At 59.6% G+C, this 21,513-nt stretch carries 21 protein-coding genes; 5 read left to right on the top strand and 16 right to left on the bottom strand.

The window, feature by feature from the left end:
* Positions 1 to 153: 153 nt before the first annotated feature.
* From PMI09_RS17265 to PMI09_RS17230, 8 genes are all read right to left on the bottom strand, one after another.
* On the bottom strand, positions 154 to 786 hold the full coding sequence (locus tag PMI09_RS17265; RefSeq protein ID WP_007796851.1) for a hypothetical protein: 633 nt from the start codon (positions 784 to 786) through the stop codon (positions 154 to 156).
* A 30-nt stretch (positions 787 to 816) separates the two neighbouring features.
* Entirely contained in the window at positions 817 to 2,211 is a 1,395-nt protein-coding gene (locus PMI09_RS17260; RefSeq protein WP_007796849.1) for a selenium-binding family protein, read from the bottom strand.
* A 328-nt stretch (positions 2,212 to 2,539) separates the two neighbouring features.
* Positions 2,540 to 4,282 carry a TRAP transporter large permease gene (locus tag PMI09_RS17255; protein WP_007796846.1) on the bottom strand — a complete coding sequence of 581 codons (1,743 nt, stop codon included), beginning with the start codon at positions 4,280 to 4,282 and terminating at the stop codon, positions 2,540 to 2,542.
* On the bottom strand, positions 4,279 to 4,947 hold the full coding sequence (locus PMI09_RS17250) for a TRAP transporter small permease subunit (protein ID WP_007796843.1): 669 nt from the start codon (positions 4,945 to 4,947) through the stop codon (positions 4,279 to 4,281). The genes PMI09_RS17255 and PMI09_RS17250 overlap by 4 nt, the downstream gene beginning before the upstream one ends.
* 58 nt (positions 4,948 to 5,005) lie before the next feature.
* Positions 5,006 to 6,145 carry a TRAP transporter substrate-binding protein gene (locus tag PMI09_RS17245; RefSeq protein ID WP_007796838.1) on the bottom strand — a complete coding sequence of 380 codons (1,140 nt, stop codon included), beginning with the start codon at positions 6,143 to 6,145 and terminating at the stop codon, positions 5,006 to 5,008.
* 432 nt (positions 6,146 to 6,577) lie between these two features.
* Complete coding sequence (locus PMI09_RS17240; RefSeq protein WP_007796835.1) at positions 6,578 to 7,369, bottom strand: anti-sigma factor family protein; 792 nt, start codon at positions 7,367 to 7,369, stop codon at positions 6,578 to 6,580.
* On the bottom strand, positions 7,366 to 7,971 hold the full coding sequence (locus PMI09_RS17235; RefSeq protein ID WP_037083343.1) for an RNA polymerase sigma factor: 606 nt from the start codon (positions 7,969 to 7,971) through the stop codon (positions 7,366 to 7,368). Before PMI09_RS17235 ends, PMI09_RS17240 begins: the two co-directional genes overlap by 4 nt.
* A 59-nt stretch (positions 7,972 to 8,030) precedes the next feature.
* Entirely contained in the window at positions 8,031 to 8,603 is a 573-nt protein-coding gene (locus PMI09_RS17230) for a tetratricopeptide repeat protein (RefSeq protein WP_007796828.1), read from the bottom strand.
* 165 nt (positions 8,604 to 8,768) lie between these two features.
* Here PMI09_RS17230 and PMI09_RS17225 point away from each other — a divergent pair, with 165 nt between their 5' ends.
* The 3 genes from PMI09_RS17225 (at position 8,769) to PMI09_RS17215 (ending at position 11,640) form a co-directional block, all read left to right on the top strand.
* On the top strand, positions 8,769 to 9,821 hold the full coding sequence (locus PMI09_RS17225) for a type III polyketide synthase (protein WP_007796825.1): 1,053 nt from the start codon (positions 8,769 to 8,771) through the stop codon (positions 9,819 to 9,821).
* The gene (locus PMI09_RS17220; protein ID WP_007796822.1) at positions 9,818 to 10,321 is read left to right on the top strand and encodes an isoprenylcysteine carboxyl methyltransferase family protein; all 504 of its coding nucleotides are present in this window, start codon (positions 9,818 to 9,820) and stop codon (positions 10,319 to 10,321) included. The genes PMI09_RS17225 and PMI09_RS17220 overlap by 4 nt, the downstream gene beginning before the upstream one ends.
* A gap of 74 nt (positions 10,322 to 10,395) precedes the next feature.
* Entirely contained in the window at positions 10,396 to 11,640 is a 1,245-nt protein-coding gene (locus PMI09_RS17215; protein WP_007796819.1) for an NAD(P)/FAD-dependent oxidoreductase, read from the top strand.
* Positions 11,641 to 11,709: 69 nt separating this feature from the next.
* On the opposite strand, the gene PMI09_RS17210 is transcribed toward PMI09_RS17215, so the two are convergent.
* The 8 genes from PMI09_RS17210 to PMI09_RS17175 all read right to left on the bottom strand — a co-directional run bounded on the left by PMI09_RS17210 (position 11,710) and on the right by PMI09_RS17175 (position 20,130).
* On the bottom strand, positions 11,710 to 12,243 hold the full coding sequence (locus PMI09_RS17210; RefSeq protein WP_007796817.1) for a gluconokinase: 534 nt from the start codon (positions 12,241 to 12,243) through the stop codon (positions 11,710 to 11,712).
* 46 nt (positions 12,244 to 12,289) lie between these two features.
* Complete coding sequence (locus tag PMI09_RS17205) at positions 12,290 to 13,129, bottom strand: dipeptide ABC transporter ATP-binding protein (RefSeq protein ID WP_007796814.1); 840 nt, start codon at positions 13,127 to 13,129, stop codon at positions 12,290 to 12,292.
* The gene (locus PMI09_RS17200) at positions 13,126 to 13,962 is read right to left on the bottom strand and encodes an ABC transporter ATP-binding protein (protein ID WP_007796813.1); all 837 of its coding nucleotides are present in this window, start codon (positions 13,960 to 13,962) and stop codon (positions 13,126 to 13,128) included. Before PMI09_RS17200 ends, PMI09_RS17205 begins: the two co-directional genes overlap by 4 nt.
* Before the next feature lies 1 nt (position 13,963).
* Positions 13,964 to 14,854 carry an ABC transporter permease subunit gene (locus tag PMI09_RS17195; protein ID WP_007796811.1) on the bottom strand — a complete coding sequence of 297 codons (891 nt, stop codon included), beginning with the start codon at positions 14,852 to 14,854 and terminating at the stop codon, positions 13,964 to 13,966.
* Between the two features lie 9 nt (positions 14,855 to 14,863).
* Positions 14,864 to 15,868, bottom strand: coding sequence for an ABC transporter permease subunit (locus PMI09_RS17190; RefSeq protein WP_007796808.1), 1,005 nt, complete (start codon positions 15,866 to 15,868; stop codon positions 14,864 to 14,866).
* Positions 15,869 to 15,958: 90 nt separating this feature from the next.
* Positions 15,959 to 17,554: an ABC transporter substrate-binding protein gene (locus PMI09_RS17185; protein WP_007796805.1), complete on the bottom strand. Its 1,596-nt coding sequence runs from the start codon at positions 17,552 to 17,554 to the stop codon at positions 15,959 to 15,961.
* Positions 17,555 to 17,888: 334 nt separating this feature from the next.
* Positions 17,889 to 18,374: an iron-responsive transcriptional regulator RirA gene (rirA, locus tag PMI09_RS17180; RefSeq protein ID WP_007796803.1), complete on the bottom strand. Its 486-nt coding sequence runs from the start codon at positions 18,372 to 18,374 to the stop codon at positions 17,889 to 17,891.
* A gap of 259 nt (positions 18,375 to 18,633) precedes the next feature.
* Positions 18,634 to 20,130 carry a CoA-acylating methylmalonate-semialdehyde dehydrogenase gene (locus PMI09_RS17175; protein WP_007796800.1) on the bottom strand — a complete coding sequence of 499 codons (1,497 nt, stop codon included), beginning with the start codon at positions 20,128 to 20,130 and terminating at the stop codon, positions 18,634 to 18,636.
* Between the two features lie 187 nt (positions 20,131 to 20,317).
* Between PMI09_RS17175 and PMI09_RS17170 the strand changes: the two genes are divergently transcribed.
* Positions 20,318 to 20,632 carry a putative quinol monooxygenase gene (locus PMI09_RS17170; protein WP_007796797.1) on the top strand — a complete coding sequence of 105 codons (315 nt, stop codon included), beginning with the start codon at positions 20,318 to 20,320 and terminating at the stop codon, positions 20,630 to 20,632.
* Positions 20,629 to 21,510 carry a LysR family transcriptional regulator gene (locus PMI09_RS17165; protein WP_007796796.1) on the top strand — a complete coding sequence of 294 codons (882 nt, stop codon included), beginning with the start codon at positions 20,629 to 20,631 and terminating at the stop codon, positions 21,508 to 21,510. The genes PMI09_RS17170 and PMI09_RS17165 overlap by 4 nt, the downstream gene beginning before the upstream one ends.
* The last annotated feature ends 3 nt before the right edge of the window (positions 21,511 to 21,513 follow it).

Here is a 21,513-nt window from a genome sequence, read left to right as displayed (position 1 = left end):
GGTCAAAACATGAAACGCTCTAGATGCTTGCTCTCTCCGACGGGACAGATCCCGTTTAGGCGTCGATAGCGGCAAGCAAGGGCAGTGTCCCAGGTGGCATCAAAGGATGCGCGCGATAAAGCGAGCATTATATCGATGACGTAGGTGTCACCCTCACCCGACGATCAGCAGCGCGACACCGGTGCCAAGCAGCACCAGCGTCCATACGAGATCCACGTTGATCCAGGCACTGCGCAATATCTCGAGCCCGACCCAGCGATAGACCGCCAGGGCAACGAGACCTGTGACCGCCAACATCGCAAGGGTGTGGACACCGACCGCTGCGATCGTCATCGCCGCGGACCCAACGCCGCCGATTTCGCGCAATGGCGACTCCGTGAGGCAGAGGGGCATCAAGGCCGGCAGAACCATGAGCCCCGCACCATGGGCCGTCGCCATCAGGAACGACCAGAAGGCAAGGCCGGCAAGCCCCGTGCGCAAGCCGATGCGAACGCGGCGGGTGTGCCCGAAGACCTGATGCCAGATAGCCCATACAACAAGCGCCCCACCGGTGGCCGTGCGTACAGCATCCTGGTTCACGAGCAGGCCGGCGGCGACAACGGTTCCGGCGACCAATGCGATGGAGACAGCATGCCCGAGGGCGATGGCGGGTACAGCCTGAACCACCGCGGCCGAACTCTGCCGGTGAACGCCAAGTGCGACGGCAAACAGCCATCCCATCGCCGGATTGAGACCATGGAAGGCGCCCAGTCCCGCCAGCAGCATCCAGGGCCAGAGCTCGTTCATGGGCGCCTCATCTGGCTGACGTCATTTTCCCTACGGGTAACAGTAAGAATCTGACGAGCAATCTCCACCCTGCAGACGGACCTGGTGCGGGCGATGTGACTTCGGCCATTCGACGAAGAATTTCTCGTCAAAGGCAATGCCGCCGTCCGGTTCCGCGTCAAGCTTCACCATCCAGCCAGAGACGCCGTCGGGATAGAACTGCTCGTCGATCGCCCCATAGAGTGAGTTCGTGAAATAGACGCGGCGACCGTCTCGGCTGATCTCGACCATTTGCGGGCCACCATTCAGCGCGCCGTTATTCGCCCCTGGATGCGAAGCACGCGAAACGATACCGCCGATCCGGACCTTGCCAGTCAGCTTCGGCTTGAACGGATCGGAGACATCGTACTGACGCAGGTCGCCGGTTCCCCAGCAGGACACGTAGAGAAATCTGTCATCCATCGAAAGATCGATGTCGGTGACGAGCGGCGGCACGGCATTGAAACCCTTCAGCACCGGCGGCAACAGGTCCGGATCGGCGGGCTCGGCCGGAATATCTATCACCTTTGTCACCCCCCACTTCGCGCCGTCGCGGTGCCAGACCCAGATCGAGGAGGAGAGGTCCTCGAGGCTGAGCACGCAGTTGACAAATCCATAGGCCTTGGTCGGGTCGTGCGCGGGCCTGAGTTCGAATACAAGCTGATATTTGTCGCCAAAATCGATGGTCTGCAGGTGCTTGCGCTTGTGCAAATCCCAAAAATGCAGACGGCGGCCGTATTTCGCGCCGAGCAGAATTTCCGGGATCAAGCCGTTTTCGAACGTATCCGGCGTGCCCCACTCGCTGGTGACGAGCGTATCGTGGCCAAGGTGCCACCAGACGTCATAGGAAAGCTGTTGCGGCCCCCGATCCATTTCCCACTGGCCGCGGACCTCGAAGGTCTCGTGATCCATTAGAAAAATGCCGCCTGGGGCCTTGCCTTCGGCATTACCAAGTGCGGCAACATAGATGCCCTCCGGGCCGCAATGAATTGTGTGCGGCCGGGAATAACCAGCCCGTTCGGCCACTTCGCCGGGCTCGATCACCTTGACGATGGACGGGCTCCTGCCATCCGGTTTGGTGTCGATGATATGGATGCGGGAGGATTTTAGTCCCGGCACGACCAGATAGCGGCGCTCCGCATGCGGGTGCGGTGCGTTCGGACATAGACAGGACGAGCAGGCGTTCCAGCCGAAATGATGCAATTCGTCGCCGACATTGGGCATCGCGAGGTTATTTACGATCTGCCCGTAAGAAGCCGATTTCGGATCTACATCGACGACCGCCAGCTCGTCGGGAACCGCTCGCGCCGGATCGAAGGCGACGACGTAGGCAAGCGTCTCCGGCGCGGCTTTCATGGCCATTCGCGGTGACGGATAAAAGCTTGGATCGGGTTTCCACGTTACCATGTGAAGTGCTCCTGGCTCGCGTTTGCTGAACAACAAAAAATGTTCGCTAGATGCTTGCCGACAGCCGACTCACCGCTGCGGACGGGGCAGGATCCAAGGACGTTTCGACGAGATATCGATTCGAAACCGGCTGAGCGAGCCGTAGAGGCAATCCTCCCCACGCAATTGTCTCAAATAATGCCGGGTTTGGGCAGTCCCTTTTTCGCCGCTCTCGCGCGGCTTCCACCTCATCAACGGGACTTTGAGATGTCAGAGCAAAAGAAATCGATAGCAACAGGCATTGGCATAGAGGTGTTGCGGCACGGGCCGCCGCAGACGGCAATGCCTCTTAGCCGTAAAGATAGTTCGGAAGCCACAGTGTCATGCCCGGCCACACATACATGATAATCATGCAGAGGATGACGATCAGCATGTAGGGCATCATGCCGGCGAAGATCTGGTTGAGGGTGACGTGCGGTGGCGCGACGCCCTTGAGATAATAGGCTGACATCGCCACCGGCGGCGACAGGAACGCCGCCTGCAGATTGACGAAGACGAGCACGCCCCAGAGGATCGGATCTATATCGAAGTGCCTCAGCATCGGAAGGAAGATCGGCACGAAAATGATGATGATCTCGGTCCATTCGAGCGGCCAGCCGAGAATGAAGATGATCGCCTGCGACAGAATCATGAACTGCACGGGCGTGAGATCGAGCGCCAGCACCCACTCTTCAACCAGTGCCTGGCCGCCGAGGATAGCGAAGACAGCGGAAAAGAGCGCCGAACCGACGAAGAGCCAGCAAACCATGGCCGTGGTCTTCGCTGTCAGGAAGACCGCCTCCTTCGTGCGTTTCCAGTTGAGCGTCCGGGCCTGGAACGCCAGCAGAAAGGCGCCGGCGGCCCCAACCGCGGCGGACTCGGTCGCCGTCGTGATGCCGAACAAAATGACGGCGAGCACGACAACGGTCAGGATCCCGAGCGGCATGACCGACGAAACCAGCAGTTTCACAACCTGCAGCCGCTCCGCACTCATATTCCTGTAGTAGCGCAGGAGTACCGCCGCTGCGATTGCGGCGATGATCCCGAAGGCCACGTAGAAAGTGGTTGCTGGCCCGTTCACCGCCACCGGCTCGGCGTCAGATGCGGGTGCGCCGAGTTGTTCCAACCCTTCCGGTGCTTCCGCCACTGCCGATGCCTGAGGATAGATGACGACATACCACCACACGAGCGCCAGAGTGAATGCCGTCAGCGAGAAGGGCACGAGCGCAGCGCAGGCATTCTTGACCAGCTTCCAGTAGCTGAGCCGCCCCTCGCCCGTCTCGAGCGCCATCGCCTTTGATGGCGAGACCAATGCGCGGAGAAGCCCGACGAGCATGTTGTGGGAATAGAGCGCCTGAAAACGCTCCATCCAGCTGGGCACGGGGACTCTCGTCTGTTGCTCGGGCAGGGCGGGCGCGATCTTCGGACTGATGGTCGCCCAGCCGAGGATGTAGGCGAGATAGAGAAGCGCGAGAAAGAAGCCGGGAAACATCGCGGCGGCATAGAGTTTGACGACAGATTGTCCCGCAACCGCAGCATAGACAATGATCATCACGGATGGCGGGATCAGAATGCCCAGCGTGCCGCCGGCGGTGATCACTCCGGAGGCCAGCCTGACGTCATAGCCGGCGCGCAGCATCGGGTTCATTGCAATGACGCCCATCAGCACCACCACCGCTCCGACAAGGCCGCTGGCAATGCCCCAGAAGGTGCAGACGATGAGGGTCGCAACGGCAAGCGAGGCGGGAATCCGCCGGAAGGAAAGCTGGATGCTGTAGAACATCTTGTCCACCAGCGCACCACGCTCCATCACGTAGCCCATCAGCACGAAGAGCGGGATGGAGATCAGGACATCGTTGGTCATCGCCCCATAGGTGCGCTGAACCATCAGGTCGAAGACGCGGTTGTCGATCCAGTGCTCGGCCGGATTGTAGAATGCGTAGAAGCCGAAAATCATGCCGAGCCCCATCAGCGTGAAGGCTGTCGGGAACCCCATGACGATGACGACCACGATGAGAATTAGCATCGTCAGTCCGAGGAACGGATCAGTCACGTCTCGATGTCTCCTCCCCGGCCCCGTTGCCGCGCCGCCCTGTCGATATCCTGGGCGCGCTGGATCGCCGCCTCGCGCGTTTGCGCGTCTATGTGCTCGCTATGCGCAAGCTGTTCGGCGACAACGTCGATGTCCTCCACATCCTTGAGCCGGCGCGGCCATTCTCCGGTCCTCAGGCAGAGGATGCAGCGCGCTATCTCGGCGAGCCCCTGAATCAGGACAAGCACGCCCGCTACTGGAATGACGGTCTTGAAGTAGTAGATCGGCGGGCCTTCCGCCGTGACGGTCGAATGCTCGCCGATCCGCCAGGATAGCCCCGCATAGTGGTAACCGGCATAGATGAGCGCGGCGACGCCCGGCAGGAAGAATAGGATATAAAGAAGGAGATCGAGCGTCGCCTGTATGCGAGGCCTGAGCGAGCTGTAGAGAAAGTCGCCGCGTACGTGGGCGTTCTGCGCCAGCGCATAGGCTCCGGCGAGCATGAACAGGGTGCCGTAGAACATATTGCTGACATCGAAAATCCACGCTGTCGGCATGTTCATGATGTAGCGCTTGAAGACTTCGATGCAGACGAGCGTCATCAGGCCGATGATCAGCCACGCCGCAGCCTTGCCGACCCACACGCTGATCGCATCGATCCTGATGAGAAACTGCTGAACGTCCACGGGTGCCCCCCGAGATAGCTTATACCTTCGTTAGAAGCACCGTTGTCCGGTGATAACGTTATAGTTCCTTCGCAACTCCGTTCGGGCCGAAGTAGTGATCGAAGGCTAGCCGGCGGTTGACGACGGTATCCTGTTCCCACCGCGTTGCCCGCGCCGCAAAAGCTATTTGCGACTGGATAACCTCCTTGAACAGCGGGTTTTCCGCTGCCTTCTTCTTCACGACCTCGTCGTAGACGTCCAGTTGCCGTTTGAGGATCGCTTCCGGCGTCTTGTAGAACTTGACCTTGTCGGTTGTTTGCATCTCCGCGTAGTCGGTCGAATAGCGGTCGATCGCCTTCCAGTGCATGTCCTGAGAGGCGGCCTCCGCGGCATTGGAGATGATCGCCTTCATCTGGTCAGGCAATGAATCGTATTTCGCTTTGTTGAACAGCACCTCGAACTGCTCGGCATTCTGGTGATAGCTTTGCAGCATGCAAATCTTAGAGACGTCAGGGAAACCCAAAGCCCGGTCGGACGACGCGTTGTTGAACTCGGCCGCGTCGAGCAGGCCGCGGTCCAATGCCGCCACGATCTCGCCGCCAGGCAGCGCATTGACCGCGGCACCAAGGCCGGTGAACACATCAATGGAAATGCCGACGGTGCGGAATTTCAGTCCCTGAAAATCCTCCACCTTGGCGACGGGCTTCTTGAACCAGCCGAGCGGCTGTGTCGGCATCGGCCCGTAGAGGAACGAAACCACATTGGCCCCGATCGATTCATAGAGCTTTACGAGGAGGTCCCTGCCGCCGCCGTACTTGTGCCAGGCGAGCAACATGTTGGCATCCATGGCAAATCCCGGCCCCGAGCCCCACAGAGCCAGCGCCGCCTGTTTGCCGTAGTGATACGCAACCACGCCGTGCCCTCCGTCGAGCGTCCCCTGGGAGACGGCGTCGAGCAAGCCGAAGGCAGGCACCACCGCACCTGCCGGCAGCACTTCAATTTTGAGATCGCCGCCGGTCATGTTGGTGACCTTATTTGCGAAATCAAGCGCGAATTCGTGAAAGATGTCCTTGGATGGCCAGGTGCTCTGCCAACGCATGTTGACCGGCCCCTGCGCCTTGACGACGCTTGGTGCTGCGATCATCGCCGCACCGGCCATGGCTGCCCCGCTTAGAAATTTACGGCGCGACGGTCTCCCCCTGATCTGCATGTGTTTCATCTTTTCCTCCCGAAGTACGGGCTTCATGCGGAAAAGGATTCTGCAGTTTTCCGCTCGTTCCCGCTCATAATCTTCTATTTTAGATTTAGATAATACTCCTCAATGAGCTCCAACTACAACACCTGTGCGTCCGCACCTTTCCCTGACTACCAGCTCCCGAAGCGCCATCTGGCTGGCCCGTTAGAACTGCCCGGCGTCAACCCCGACAGTGGCGGTTAGGGCGTGCATGCACTAACGATGGAGGCGATTGTTGGAGGCGTCGACTGGCGATAGTTGATAAGCATCCCCGGCTGATTTAAGCCACGCTGGTTCCGCTTTGCGCCAGAGGCGATCATCGCTCACGATCGGAAAAACATAGGGAATTCAGAGGAAATTTTGTTAGTCTTTGAAATGCGGAAACCCGGAGTCATCAGCCAAATTCCCTCCTGAGCATCACGCTAAGGTCTTTTTCCTCACATCCTCCGCCAGTTCCTGCATGCGGTCGATCGGAATGCGGCCGATCAGCATGAAGGCGTGCGTTGGATTTGACCAGTAGACAACGTTCAAGCCGTGTCGGCCTTCGACGTCAGGCTCCTTCGTACCGACAGCCGAGCGGACAATGCACAGCGCCAGCGGCCCCGTCTCGGGGTCTAGATAGGCAATCTGCGCCAGCGGCTTGTCGTCATACTGCAACAGCTGAGCACGCTTGAACTCGATACCCGGCAGCGACACCGTCTGAGGTGAAAGGGAAAGGCCAAGCTTGTCGTCGAGGAGAGCCAGTTGCGCGGCCTGCGCGTCATCGGACGGCGACGGGCCGGCCAGAGTATCCGCGGTATAGAGGGTAATGTATTCGGCAACCACAGTGCGCCATTCGCTGTTTTCATCAGGCGCATGCAAGCGATTGCGAATGCCGATGAAGGCCTGGTCGGCGACAACACCCGCGACGAGGCAGGCGGCAATCGCGCTAAGGAAGCCTCGGCGACTGGGGCGCGAAGGAGCCGGCTTTGCATCGCCCGGCACAATGCCGAGCATGGCATCGAGTTCGGTCTTCGGCGCCGCGGTAAGCAGCGGCTCGAAGGCTTGCTTGAACTGGAGGCTGCTACGCGACAGGAACTTCAGCCTTGCGCCCACACGCTCGTTCGAATGGAGAAGCGCCTCGATGCGCGACACTTCCGCATCCGACAGTTCGCCGTCGATATAGGCCGTTAACTCCTCATCGGAAAGGATCGGGTTCTTGTCGTTCATGTCGCCCCCTCTCCCGAGACATTGGCTGCGATCTTGGCGCGCGCCGCGGCAAGGCGGCTCATCACGGTTCCGATCGGGATATCCAATATGCTGGCTACCTCCCTGTAGGAAAGGCCTTCCACATAGGCGAGGAAGACGGCGGCCCGTTGCGCATCCGGCAGCGCATTGACCAATCGTAGAACCTGGTTCGCCATGACATGCGTTTCCGTGTCATGGGCTCCATCGACGACCAAGGCCTCGTTAGCATCGACAAAGCCCTGACCGAGGCGCACCCGCTGCGACCGGATTTCATTCAACCAGATGGAATGCAGAATAGAGAACAACCAGCGGTCCAGCCGCGTTCCGGCCTCGAACTGTTCAACGCGCTCAAGGGCACGCAGGCAGGTCTGTTGCACGAGATCGTCGGCAATATCGCGGCGATGCGAGAGCACGAGGCCATAGCGCCACAGCCGCACAAGATTATCCGCCAGGCCGCTCCTGATGTCGGCTTCGCTTGCGATGAGAGCCTCCGCCACCGGTTTTCCTTCCAAAGCCGCCGGTTGCACCGACGGCCTCGGTTTTGCGCGACTATAGGCAGGAAATGTGGTGTATGCGACCGGCATTTGGTAGTTCCCGTTCAACCGAAATTGCACATTCCCGCTTTGCGTCAGCGTCATAGCTCCTACGGCTTGAGGATCGCTTCGTTGAGATCGCGATACGCCTCGCATTCGGTGCCGCAGATCGTCTTGATCGTTTCGAGCTGCTCCTTGGCGAGATCAAGACGTCCTTTGATGACGTAGGCTTCGCCGAGATATTCGCGAACCTGCGCATAGTTGGGATCAAGCTCGACGGATTTCAGGTAGTAGGAAATTCCCTCGTCCGTGCGGCCAAGCTTGCGGGTGGCGTAGCCGCGATAGTTCAGGGCCTCGGCGGTATTCGGGTTCTTCAACGTATCGAGCATGGCAAGCGCTTCTTCGTAGCGGCCGGCCTTTGCCAGCGAATAGGCATAGTCCGTGCGGTTTTCTTCCGTCACGTTGGCGCTACTCTGCTTGACGCACCGCTTCGTTTTCTTGTCATACAGCTGGCCCTTCTTGCAGGTCGGCATGGTGCCGCTGCTGCCGCCAGAACTACCGGCGCCACTGGAGCCACTTCCGCTGCCACCGCCGCCTATCGCGAAGGCAGGGGCAGAAAGCGCGAACGCGGCAATGCAGCCGCCGACCAGGATGGAAGCAATACGAACAGTCGCGATCGTCATGGGATATCTCCTAGGAAAATGACGTTAGCGGCGAGTGAACACTGTTGGCTGGCACTTTATTCGATTGCGTGTTCTTCTTTTTTCTGGCGTCGCAGCTCCGGCGCCAGCGAATAAATGCAGGTCTGAGGTGTTAGCCGCTCACGCGCCGGCCACAAGGAGCATTCCGTGAGTGATACCGTAAAATTACTGAGTCTTGCCGTTGCAACGCCGGAACATGTCATCACACAAAAGGAAGCGGCGGCGACTTCCGCCCGTTTGTTTTCATCACGCTTCAAGGATTTCTCCCACCTTGCCAGCGTCTTTGACAATGCCGGCATTAGGAAACGCTATGCCGCTCGTCCACTGGAATGGTTCATCGAGCCGCATGGCTGGCAGGACCGGATGGAAGCCTACGGCGACGTGGCGCGCAGCCTGTTTTTCGAGACAGCCACCAATGCGCTGAAGAAGGCGGGCCTGCGAGGGTCCGACGTCGACTGTATCGTCACGATCTCGTCCACCGGCATTGCCACACCGAGCCTTGATGCACAGCTCGCACAGAAAATGGGCTTTCGCTCGGATATCGAACGTGTTCCGGTTTTCGGGCTCGGCTGCGCGGCCGGTGTTTCCGGCTTCGCCATCGCCTCGCGGTTCGCCCGGGATCGGCCAGGCGCAACAGTGCTTTTCGTGGCAATCGAACTTTGCACGCTGGCGTTCCGTCTGGACGAACTGACGCGCGCGAACATCATCGCCACGGCGCTTTTCGGCGATGGCGCGGCAGCCTGCATTCTCCGGGCAGGACCGGAGGGAAAGGTTGAGGTCGAGTCGACGGGTGAGCATCTCTTCCCCGATACGCTCGGCATCATGGGGTGGAAGATTGACGACACCGGCTTCGGTGTGGTTCTCGCTCAATCGTTGCCGCCCTTTGCCGAAACGGAACTCGGCCCGGCTGTCGACGGAATACTGGCGCGCAACGGTCTTTCTCGGGCCGACATCGATCGCTTCATCTGCCATCCCGGCGGGACGAGGGTGCTGACTGCCCTTGAAAGCGCGCTGTCACTTGAAGCAGGAACCCTGGACCACGAACGCGCGGTGCTTGCCGAATACGGCAACATGTCTTCGCCCACGGTGCTCTTCGTGCTCGAGCGCGCCTTGAAGGCGGGGCTGCCGGAGCGCAGCGCGATGGTCGCGATGGGGCCGGGCTTTACGGCAAGCTGCGTGACCTTAAAGAGGGTCGCATGATGTGGCCCTCAATTGCACTCCTCGTCTTCGTGACGGCACAGCGCCTCGCGGAACTTGCTCTTGCCCGCCACAATACACAGGTGCTTCTGAGCAGCGGCGCGAAGGAGGTCGCGCCGCTGCACTATCCTTACATGGTGGCCCTGCATAGCTGCTGGATCACCGGATTGTGGCTGCTGGCGATCCGCCGCCCGGTCGACCCGCTATGGTTTGCCGTTTTCATGGTCCTGCAGGCGGGTCGGCTCTGGGTCATAGGCACGCTCAAGGGACGATGGACGACACGCATCATCGTGCTGCCGGGCGCTCCGCTCGTCAGCAGTGGACCCTACCGGTTCCTGGCCCACCCCAACTATGTCGTCGTGGTAGGCGAGATCGCCATCCTTCCTCTGGCCTTCGGCATGCCCGTCTACGCAGCGATATTTTCGGTGCTCAACGCCGCAGTGCTTTATGTCCGCATCAAAGCTGAAAACGAGGCACTGAAAACGACAATGTTTTTGAAATGAAACGAAATTTTTCGTTTGCCTGTAGCTTGTCGGAGCGGCATTTTCATTGCTTGCAATAAGTGGAATGCATGGCAATGACAAAGAACGCAATCGTACTTGGCGCCGGTATCGTCGGCGTATCGACGGCCATTCACCTGCAGCGCCGGGGGCTGCAGGTGACGTTGATCGACCGCAAGGCGCCAGGCAATGAAACCTCGTTCGGCAATGCCGGTCTCATTCAACGCGAAGGCGTCGTGCCATACGGGTTTCCACAGCAGCTCGGCCTTCTAATACGCTATGCCTTCAACAACCGGATCGACGCCCACTATCACCTCAAGGCGTTGCCCGGACAATTGGCGTTCCTTGGCCGCTACTGGTGGAATTCGAACGCCAGGCGTCACGAGATGATTTCTCGTGCCTATGCCCCGCTGATCGAGCACTCGATTTCGGAGCACAATGATCTGATCGAAGCGTCGAATGCGCAGCATCTGATCCGGAAGGATGGCTGGATGGAGATCTTCCGCACAGCCGGTCGGCGCGATGCCGAATTCGCCGAGGCTGAGCGGCTACGGGCCGAGTTCGGCGTCATGCACGAGCAGTTGGATGCCGCCGGCGTGGCGCGGCTCGAACCCAATATCAAGGGAGATTTCATCGGCGGCCTGCGGTGGCGCGATCCGTGGTCGGTGCTCGACCCGCACGGATTGACGATGGCCTACCGCTCCTATTTCGAGAGTCTGGGCGGAAGGTGTGTCACTGGTGACGCCAACTCCCTCGGTCGTTCCGGTGCGAGCTGGAGGGTGGTGACCAGCGAAGGCTCGCTGGACGCGGAGGATGTGGTTCTGGCGCTCGGCCCCTGGGCCGCGGTCGCTACACGTCGGCTCGGCTATGCCTTTCCGCTCGGCGTCAAACGCGGCTATCACATGCATTATGCCACGACAGGCAATGCAACCCTCCACAACTGGACGCTGGATGCTGAACGAGGTTACTTCCTTGCACCGATGAGCCGCGGCATCCGGTTGACGACAGGCGCTGAATTCGCCGCGCTGGACGCGCCGAAGACGCCGGTGCAGCTCGACCGCGCCGAGAAAGTAGCGCGCACAGTCTTTCCGCTCGGCGAGAGGCTCGATCCGGAGCCCTGGATGGGCGCCCGCCCCTGCACGCCTGATATGATGCCCATCATTGGAAGGGCGCCGCGACACGACGGTCTATGGTTCGCGTTCGGCCACGCCCATCACGGACTGACCTTGGGGCCGGTCACTGGGCGCGCGCTGGCGGAGGCCATTGCAGGCGAAAGGCCATTCATCGATATTTCCGCCTATTCGCCGCAGCGTTTCACCTGAGCAACGTCATCGCGTTTGCCTGCGGTCATACGTCCTCTTCAAGAAGAAGGTCCTGTTGCGGACCGACGGCTAAGCGACGCCCAACGACTTGAGATCGCGGAGCGCCGCCTCCGCGATCCCTTCGATCGTATCGTCGATATCGACGGTCACAACGCCAGGTTCTCCAGTCGGCACTTCCAGCGTCGCGAGTTGGCTCTCCAGCAGCGACATGGGCATGAAGTGGCCCTTGCGCTCGCCCATTCGTTTCGTCAACAGCTCCTTCGAGCCTGACAGATAGACGAAAAAGAGCTTTCCATTTACCGCCTTGCGCAGTCGGTCGCGATAGGTGCGCTTCAGCGCCGAGCAGGAAACGATGACGCCTTGCTCGCGATCGAGCGATGCCTTCATCGTTTCACCGATGAGATCGAGCCAAGGCATGCGGTCGTCATCCGTCAGCGGAATGCCTTTCGACATCTTCTCGACATTCGATGCCGGATGAAGCTGGTCGCCCTCGACAAATTGCATGCCGAGGGCGTCCGAAATCTTCAGGCCGATGGAGGATTTGCCACAGCCACTGACCCCCATAACGATAATGGCGCAAGGGTCCCGATTAGTCTCTGGCATCGTTTATCGCTCCGGCACCGGTGTCGCTAACGCTGGCGAACCCTTCCTACGAAGCAGCCAGGGTGGCATTCTTGCGCGCAATACGCGCCCTGATGGTTTCGACATCGGCGCGCGGCGTCGCCGCAAACAACGTCTTCGTGTAGCTGTGCTGCGGATCATTGAAAACCTGATCCCGCGTGCCGTACTCCACAGCCTCTCCGAAATACATCACCATGACATCGTCGGCCATATAGCGGACGACCGACAGGTCGTGGCTGATGAAGACATAGGTAAGGTTCAACTCGTCCTGCAGGTCAGCGAGCAGATTGAGCACCTGGGCCTGGACCGAGAGATCAAGCGCGGACACCGGCTCGTCGAGAACCAGGAGCCTTGGCTTCAACATCAGAGCGCGAGCGATTGCGATACGCTGACGCTGGCCGCCGGAGAACATATGCGGGTAGCGGTTGAAATGGACCTCCTGGAGGCCGACCTTCTTGAGCATCACCATTGCCAATTCGCGTCGCTCGGCAGCGGGCGTATCGGTGTTGATGATCAGGGGCTCCATCAGGATGTCACCGATCTTCTTGCGCGGGTTCAGCGAACCGTAGGGGTTCTGGAAGACGATCTGTACCTTGCGGCGAATTTCCGGCGTCAGGTCGCCTGCGGCGATATCGACCTTCTTGCCGTCGATGAACAGATCGCCGCCGCTCGCCGGATCGATCATCGTGACAATGCGGGCAAGCGTCGACTTGCCGCAACCGCTTTCGCCGACGATCGCCAGCGTCTTGCCCTGCTCCACCGTGAAGCTCACACCCTTGACGGCATGTACGGTCCTCTCCTTCTTGAAGAGGCCGCCCGGCAGGTAATAGTTGCGGACAATGTTCTTTGCTTCGAGGACTGGCGTCATTGGGCCGCTCCCTTGAAAATTTCGCCGATGGTCGGCAGCCGGTCACCGGTGGCATTTTCCGGCAGGGCGGCAAGCAGCGCCCTTGTATAATCGCTCTTCGGGGATTCGAAGAGCGACAGGACGTCGGCCTCTTCCATCTTGCGGCCCTTGTATTGAACGATCACCCGGTCGGCAGTCTCGGCGACGACGCCCATGTTGTGCGTAATCATAATGAGGCCCATGCGATGCTCCGTCTGCAGCCGCATCAGGAGATCGAGGATCTGCTTCTGAATGGTCACGTCGAGCGCCGTGGTCGGTTCGTCGGCGATCAAAAGCTTCGGATTGCAGGCGATCGCAATGGCGATCATGACGCGCTGGCACTGGCCACCCGACATCTGATGCGGGAAATGGCTCAGCCGCTCGGCGGGGTTGGGAATGCCGACGGCCTCGAACAGCTCGATCGCGCGCTGGCGCCGCGCAGCCTTGTCTAGGCCTAGATGGATTCGCAGAACCTCTTCGATCTGAAAACCGACCGTGAAGCAGGGATTGAGGCTGGCGATCGGTTCCTGGAAGATCATCGACATATCCTTGCCAATGATCTTGCGTCGTTCGCTTGCTGACATGCCAAGCAGATTGCGGCCGTCAAAGACCATCTTGTCGGCCGTCACCTTTGCCGTCCATGGTAGAAGCCCCATCGCCGCGAGCATGGACACCGACTTACCGGATCCCGACTCTCCGACGATTGCGAGGACTTCCCCCGCATCTACCTTGAGCGACACGCCATCGACGGCGCGAAACGGACCCGTCGACGTCTGGAATTCGACGACGAGATTTTCAATTTCAAGAAGTGCCATCTCAGGACCTCTTCAGTTTGGGATCAAGCGCATCGCGCAGACCATCGCCCATCAGGTTGATAGCGAGAACCGTGATAAGGATGCAGAGACCCGGGAAAGTCACGAGCCAAGGGTTGCTCTGTAGGAACTCACGCGAGTCCGCGAGCATCGTGCCCCATTCTGGCGTCGGCGGCTGGGCGCCTTGGCCGAGGAAGCCAAGGGCTGCAGCGTCGAGGATCGCGGCCGAGAATGCGAGCGTCGCCTGGACGATCAGGGGTGCCAGACAATTCGGCAAAATCGTCTTGAACATGAGGCGGAACGTGCCGGCGCCGGCCACGCGGGAGGCAACGACATACTCCTTCTCGCGCTCGCTGATCACAGCGGCGCGTGTCAGACGAACGAAGTGCGGCTGATTCACGATCGAGATCGCGATCATGGCGTTCACGAGGCCCGGCCCTAGGACGGCGACCAGCACGAGAGCCAGAAGCAATGAAGGGAAGGCCAGGATGATGTCCATGACGCGCATGATGAAGGTATCGACTCTGCCCCGGAAATAACCCGCGACAACGCCGAGCAGCACGCCGGCGACAGCCGATAGCGATGCGACGACGAGGCCGATGAACAGCGAAAAGCGCGTGCCATAAATCAGACGCGACAGCATATCGCGACCGACGGCATCGGTGCCGAGCAGGAACATCGGATTGCCCTTTTCCGACCACGCCGGCGGCAGGCGCTGCATGCCCTCATAGGGCAAGATCGGATTATGCGGAGCAATCAACGGCGCGAAGATCGCCATCAGCAGGACCAGCAGGAAGACGCCGAAACCGACGACAGCGCCCTTGTTGCGAGAGAAATAGTACCAGAACTCAGAGAGCCCTGACGGCTGGGTCGACTTGGTGGTTATCACACTCATAAGCCGCTCCTAGTGACGAATACGTGGATTGATGAGACCGTACATGAGGTCGACGATCAGATTGACGACCATGATGATGCCGGCGATCAACAGCAGCCCGCCTTGAACGACGGTGTAATCGCGCTTGAAGACGGCATCGACCATCCATTTTCCGATACCCGGCCAGGAGAAGATCGTTTCCGTCAGGATTGCGCCGCCGAGCAGCACGCCGACCTGCAGACCGATCGAGGTTACGACCGGGATCATGGCGTTGCGCAACGCATGCAGGCCGACGACGCGCAACGGCGCGAGGCCCTTCGAACGCGCTGTCCGAACATAATCTTCGCCCAGCACCTCGAGCATGGCCGAGCGCGTCTGGCGGGCGATGACCGCAAGCGGAATGGTGCCCAGAACGATTGTCGGGAGGATCAGCGATGAGGCGGCAGACTTGAAGGCACCGGGCTGACCGGACAGCAGGCTATCGATCAACATAAAACCGGTAACCGGCTTGAAGAAATACATCAGCCCGATGCGGCCGGAGACGGGCGTCCAATGCAGTGTGTTCGAGAAGAGAACGATAAGCAGCAGGCCCCACCAGAAGATCGGCATCGAATAGCCAACAAGAGCCACGCCCATGACGCTCTGGTCGAACCATGTTCCCCGTTTGACGGCCGCGAAGATGCCGGCGGGGATGCCGAGCACTATCGCAAAAAGGATGGCGCAGAGCGAAAGCTCCAGCGTCGCCGGGAAAAGCGTGCCGAACTCCTGCAGAACCGGGCGCTTGGTGACGATCGACGCCCCTAGATCGCCCTGCACCACATTGCTGAGGTAATCGAGGTACTGCACGTAGACCGGACGATCGAGGCCGAGATCATGCATGACCTGGGCATGGCGTTCCGGCGCCATCACGCGTTCGCCCGACATCAGCATGACCGGATCGCCGGGCAGCAGACGGATGAACGAAAAGGCGATGAGCGAAACGCCGATGAAGGTTGGGATCAGGATCGCGAGGCGTCCGATGAGAAATCGCAACATTGGCAAGTGTCCATAGTGTTCCGGCGGTCAGGTATTAAACCTGACCGCCGGCCAAGCCCGGGGTTGCCGGGCATCTTTGCATAATTTTGATTACTCGGCGATATCAACGCCGTCGAAGCGGTGAACGCCGACCGGATCCTGCACGAAACCGGAAACCTTGGCGCTCATCGGTACGAATTCTGTGGAGTGATCGATCGTCGCCCACGGAGCTTCCTTCTTGAAGACGACCTGCGCCTGTTCGTAGAGCTTGGTGCGCTCTGCGACGTCAGCGGTCTTCTTGGCCTTCTTCACGAGATCGTCGAATTCCTTGTTGCACCACTGCGCGCGGTTGTTGCCGCCGACGGCTTCGCAGCCGAGCAGAGTGTCAAGGAAGTTGTCCGGGTCGCCGTTGTCACCCGTCCAGCCGAGGATTGCAGCACCATCGCGGGCCTTGTCCTTGGAGAGCTTCAGGTATTCAGCCCATTCGTGGGTGACGATGTCGACCTTGACGCCAACCTTGGCAAGGTCAGCCTGCATCAGTTCAGCGGCGCGACGTGCGTTCAGCATGTACGGACGCGAAACCGGCATCGCCCAGATCTTCATGCTGAGATCCTTGACGCCAGCCTTTTCGAGCATGGCCTTGGCTTCGGTCGGGTTGTAGGCATCATCCTTGATGGCATCGTTGTACGACCACATCGTCGGCGGGATCGGGTTCTTGGCAACCTGGCCGGCGCCCTGGAAGACGGCCTCGACGATCGCCTGCTTGTTGATCGCCATGTTCAGCGCCTTGCGGACTTCCGCCTTATCGAACGGAGCCTGGAGGGTGTTGTAGGCGAGGTAGGAAACGTTCAGGCCCGGCTGTTCCAGAACCTTCAGGTTCGAGTCCGTCTGCAGGTCCTTGATGTCCGCCGCGTTCGGGTATGGCATGATGTGGCATTCGCCAGCCTTCAGCTTCTGAGCACGGACGGAAGCGTCCGGAGTGATCGCGAAAACGAGATCGTCGATCTTTTCCTTGCCCTTGAAGTAGGTTTCGTTGGCCTTGTAGCGGATGACGGCATCCGGCTGGTAGGCAACGAAGGTGTACGGACCGGTGCCGAGCGGCATCTGGTTCATCTGTTCCATCTTGCCGTCAGCCTGTAGCTTGTCGGCATATTCCTTCGACAGCACAGAGGCGAAGTCCATTGCCAGGTCGGCGAGGAACGGTGCTTCCGGATGGTTCAGCGTGAACTTGACGGTCAGGTCGTCGACCTTCTCGACCGACTTGATGAGATCCGGGAAGCCCATGCCTGCAGCATATTCGTAGGAAACGCCGGCGACATACTTGGCCCACGGGCTGTCAGCCTTCAGCTGGCGCTCGAACGAGAAGACGACGTCATCAGCGTTCAGATCGCGGCTCGGCGTGAAGAACTCTGTCGCCTGGAACTTGACGCCCGGACGGAGCTTGAAGGTGTAGACCGTACCGTCGTCGGAAACCGTCCAGCTTTCAGCTAGGCCCGGCTCGATTTCGGTCTTGCCGTGCTGGAACTCGACGAGACGGCTGTAGACCGTGCGCGAGGAAGCGTCGAAGGTGGTGCCTGCAGTGTAAATGCCGGGATCGAAGCCTTCCGGCGAGCCCTCGGAGCAGTAAACGAGCGTTTTGGACCAGGCTGCGGATGCCATGGCCGAAGCCAGGACCGTCGCGGCCAACAAGACAGACATCTTTTTCATGATATCGTTTTCCCAGGTTTGTTCTTTTATTTGAAATCCCGGAAACCCTCCGGAATGACGGCAGATGGAACGACATTTATTTGCTGAAATCAACGACCGAAGTGGAAAATTTTTCCAGATGGACAACTTTAGTAATTTTCCGCCAAAAATGGGCCGCATTTAGAAATAAACGGACTGGATAAACTCGATTCCTGTCGCATTTGGTATAATTTCGCGTCGGCTAGAGCATTGCCGCACACGCCATGCGCGAATTTTTCGCCCCAAACTCCCCTAAAACAGAACGACCGCGGCGCGAAACGCGGCCACGGTCGCATCAAAATTTCGTCAGCGCGGTTTAGGCTGCCGGAGCGGCAATCGTCGGCTTGCGACGAGATTCCTGATTGCCCGTCAGGCCCAGCAGGAAGTTGATCTGCGGCCGCGCCTTGACGAGATCGTCGATCGAATACTGCGTCAGCACGTCGAAGAAGGCGTTGAGCGCCTTGCGCAAGGCGGAGTTCAAGCCGCAACTGTCGACAAGCGGGCACTCGACCATGCCGTCATCCTCGAAGCACTCTGCCATCGCAAAGCTATCTTCCGTGACGCGAACGACGTCGAAGAGGCTAATGTCCTTCGCCGGCTTGCCGAGCCGCACACCGCCGTTGCGGCCACGAACCGTCTCGACCAGGCCTGCCTTGTTCAGAGGCTGCAGAATCTTGAACAGAAAGAGCTCGGAAACGCCATACGCCTTGGCAATCTCCGGAATCCGGCTCAGCTGCCCTTCATTGGCAGCGCAATACATCAACATGCGAACCGCATAGTTGGTCTGCTTGGTCAAACGCATGCCGATCTCCAGAATCGTCTGTTACGAGTCCCCTATATAGGGGCTTTGCTAGTTTTGAACAATTCCAAAATATGAAATTCATATTCACCTTATGTGAGACGGATTGCCACAACAATTTTTCAATCGGAACTCGCCGCGCCCGAGAAGAAGTCACGCACGATTATCGGCAATCAGCAGGAAAGCGCCCAAAAGCACATACTTCGGCACCTCAACGCAAATTGGGGGCCGAAGCCCCCAATTAAAACGTCACTCGTTCGGTCTACTTCATCGTCGGCATGACGAATTCGGCGCCGTCCTTTATGCCCGAAGGCCAGCGGGCGGTGATCGTCTTGGTCTTGGTCCAGAACTTGATCGAGTCCGTGCCGTGCTGGTTGAGGTCGCCGAAGCTCGATGCCTTCCAACCGCCGAAAGAATGATAGGCAAGCGGAACCGGGATCGGCACGTTGATGCCGATCATGCCGATGTTGATGCGCGAAGCAAAGTCACGCGCGGCATCGCCGTCACGGGTGTAGATCGCGACACCGTTGCCGTATTCGTGCTTCATCGGCAGGTCGAGGGCTTCCTCGTAGTTCTTGGCGCGAACGACGGAGAGGACAGGCCCGAAGATTTCGGTCTTGTAGATGTCCATGTCGGGCGTGACATGGTCGAACAGCGTACCACCGACGAAATAGCCGTTCTCATAACCCTGCAGCTTGAACCCGCGGCCATCGACGACGAGCTTGGCACCCTCCTCGACGCCACGATCGATCAGGCCACTGACGCGGGTATAGGCTTCCTTGGTAACGAGCGGGCCCATGTCGGCCTTCTCATCGGTGTAGGGACCGATGCGGAGCGACTCGATCTTCGGCGTCAGCTTCTCGACGAGGCGATTGGCGGTTTCCTCACCGACCGGGACGGCAACGGAGATCGCCATGCAGCGCTCGCCGGCGGAACCGTAACCTGCGCCCATCAGGGCGTTGACGGCCTGGTCCATGTCGGCGTCAGGCATGATGATCATATGGTTCTTCGCGCCGCCGAAGCACTGTGCGCGCTTGCCGTTCATGGCAGCCGTTCCATAGACGTAGCGGGCAATCGGGGTGGAGCCGACGAAGGAGACCGCGCCGATATCCGGATCCGTCAGGATGGCGTCGACCGCAGCCTTGTCGCCATTGACGACGTTCAGGATGCCTGCCGGGAGGCCAGCCTCAATCATGAGTTCTGCGAGACGCAGCGGCACGGACGGGTCGCGCTCCGACGGCTTCAGGATGAACGCGTTGCCGCAGGCAATCGCCGGGGCAAACATCCACATCGGGATCATGGCCGGAAAGTTGAACGGGGTGATGCCCGCGCCGATGCCGACCGCCTGGCGCATCGAGTACATGTCGATTGCCGGGCCGGCGCCTTCAGTGAATTCGCCCTTCTGCAGATGCGGAATACCGCAGACGAATTCGCAGACTTCAAGACCACGGACGATATCGCCCCTGGCATCCTCGACCGTCTTGCCGTGCTCGCTGGAGAGGAGGGTCGCGAGTTCGTCCATGTGCTTGTTCAGCAGCTCGACGAACTTGAAGAAGACGCGGGCCCGGCGTTGTGGGTTCGTCGCTGCCCACTTTGGCTGAGCGGCCTTGGCGTTCTCGACAGCTGCACGCAGGTCCTCGACGCTTGCCAGCGCGACAGTCGCCTGAACTTCGCCGGTTGCCGGATTGTAGACGTTGCTGGTGCGGCCGCTGGTGCCGGCGACGTGCTTGCCGCCGATGAAATGACCAATCTCACGCATGGGGTGCTCCTCCTGTTTTTTGGATGGCAAACAATCGCACTTCAATTTGCACAAATCAATGAGCCGAGATAAGCAACCGTTGTGCATGAATTGAAGCTCGGCAATCGAGCTGATCTTCCTCAAGGTCTACACAGGACATGGTTAGACTACCACGGGCGATCCAAACTGAAGAGGAGATAGTGCTTCAATGAGCGGGAAACTCGTTGTCAGAATTGCGGAGCTCGAGATCGATCCCGACAAGCTCGAAACCTATCGCGTAATGTTAACCGAAGAGATCGAAGCGTCCGTCGCACTGGAGGCCGGCGTTCTGTCGCTGAACGCCGTCTCCATCAAGGGCAGTCCCCACAAGATACGCATCCTGGAGGTCTATGCGAACCAGGCGGCCTACGAAGCGCATCTCCAGACGCCGCATTTCCTCAAATACAAGAACGCGACCGCTGGGATGGTGACGTCGCTGACATTGGTCGATGTCGAACCCGTCATCATGCGAGCAAAGCCATGAACTGGGACGACGTCCGCATCTTCCTCGCAGTTGCCCGTACCGGGCAAATCCTTGCCGCGTCGAAACGGCTGGGGCTCAACCACGCCACGCTCTCGCGGCGGCTCACCTCGCTGGAAGAGTCGTTGAAGAGCCGCCTCTTCGTCCGCCGCACAAACGGCTGCGAGCTAACGGCCGGGGGCGAAGTTTTCCTCGCGTCCGCGGAGCGAATGGAAACCGAAATGCTGTCCGTGCAGGCCAATCTCGGCCGCACCGATACGGCGATCGCCGGAACGGTGCGTGTGGGAGCGCCTGACGGTTTCGGTGTGTCCTTTCTCGCGCCTCGCATGGGCCGGCTGATCGAGCGCCATCCGGAACTGAAGATCCAGCTCGTCCCGGTGCCACGGTCGTTCTCGCTCTCGCAGCGTGAGGCCGATATCGCCATCACTCTGGAGCGGCCAGAACAGGGCCGCCTCGTCTCGGCCAAGCTCACGGATTACACGCTCGGTCTCTACGCCTCTCGAAGCTATGCCGAGCTCAACGGCCTGCCGGCTGACGCAGAGGGGCTGAAGCCGCACCGGCGGATCGGCTATGTCGAGGATCTGATCTTCTCCCAATCGCTGAACTTCACCGGCGAGGTGATGCGCAACTGGAACGCCGCCTTCGAGATTTCCTCGGCGACCGGCCAGACAGAGGCGGTACTTTCGGGCGCGGGGATCGGCATCCTGCACGACTATATTGCCCGGCAGCATGACGAACTGGTGCGCATCCTGCCCGAGATTTCGATCCGGCGAGCCTACTGGACGACGTTTCACGAAAGCGCGCGTGAACTTGTGCGGGTGCGCACGGTCTCCGACTTCCTTCAGGAACTCGTAGCCGCGGAACGTCACATATTTCTGTGATTT

It is taken from the genome of Rhizobium sp. CF122 (assembly GCF_000282035.1).
In the GTDB taxonomy this organism is placed as follows: domain Bacteria; phylum Pseudomonadota; class Alphaproteobacteria; order Rhizobiales; family Rhizobiaceae; genus Rhizobium.
This window is presented reverse-complemented; position numbering and strand designations above follow the sequence as displayed.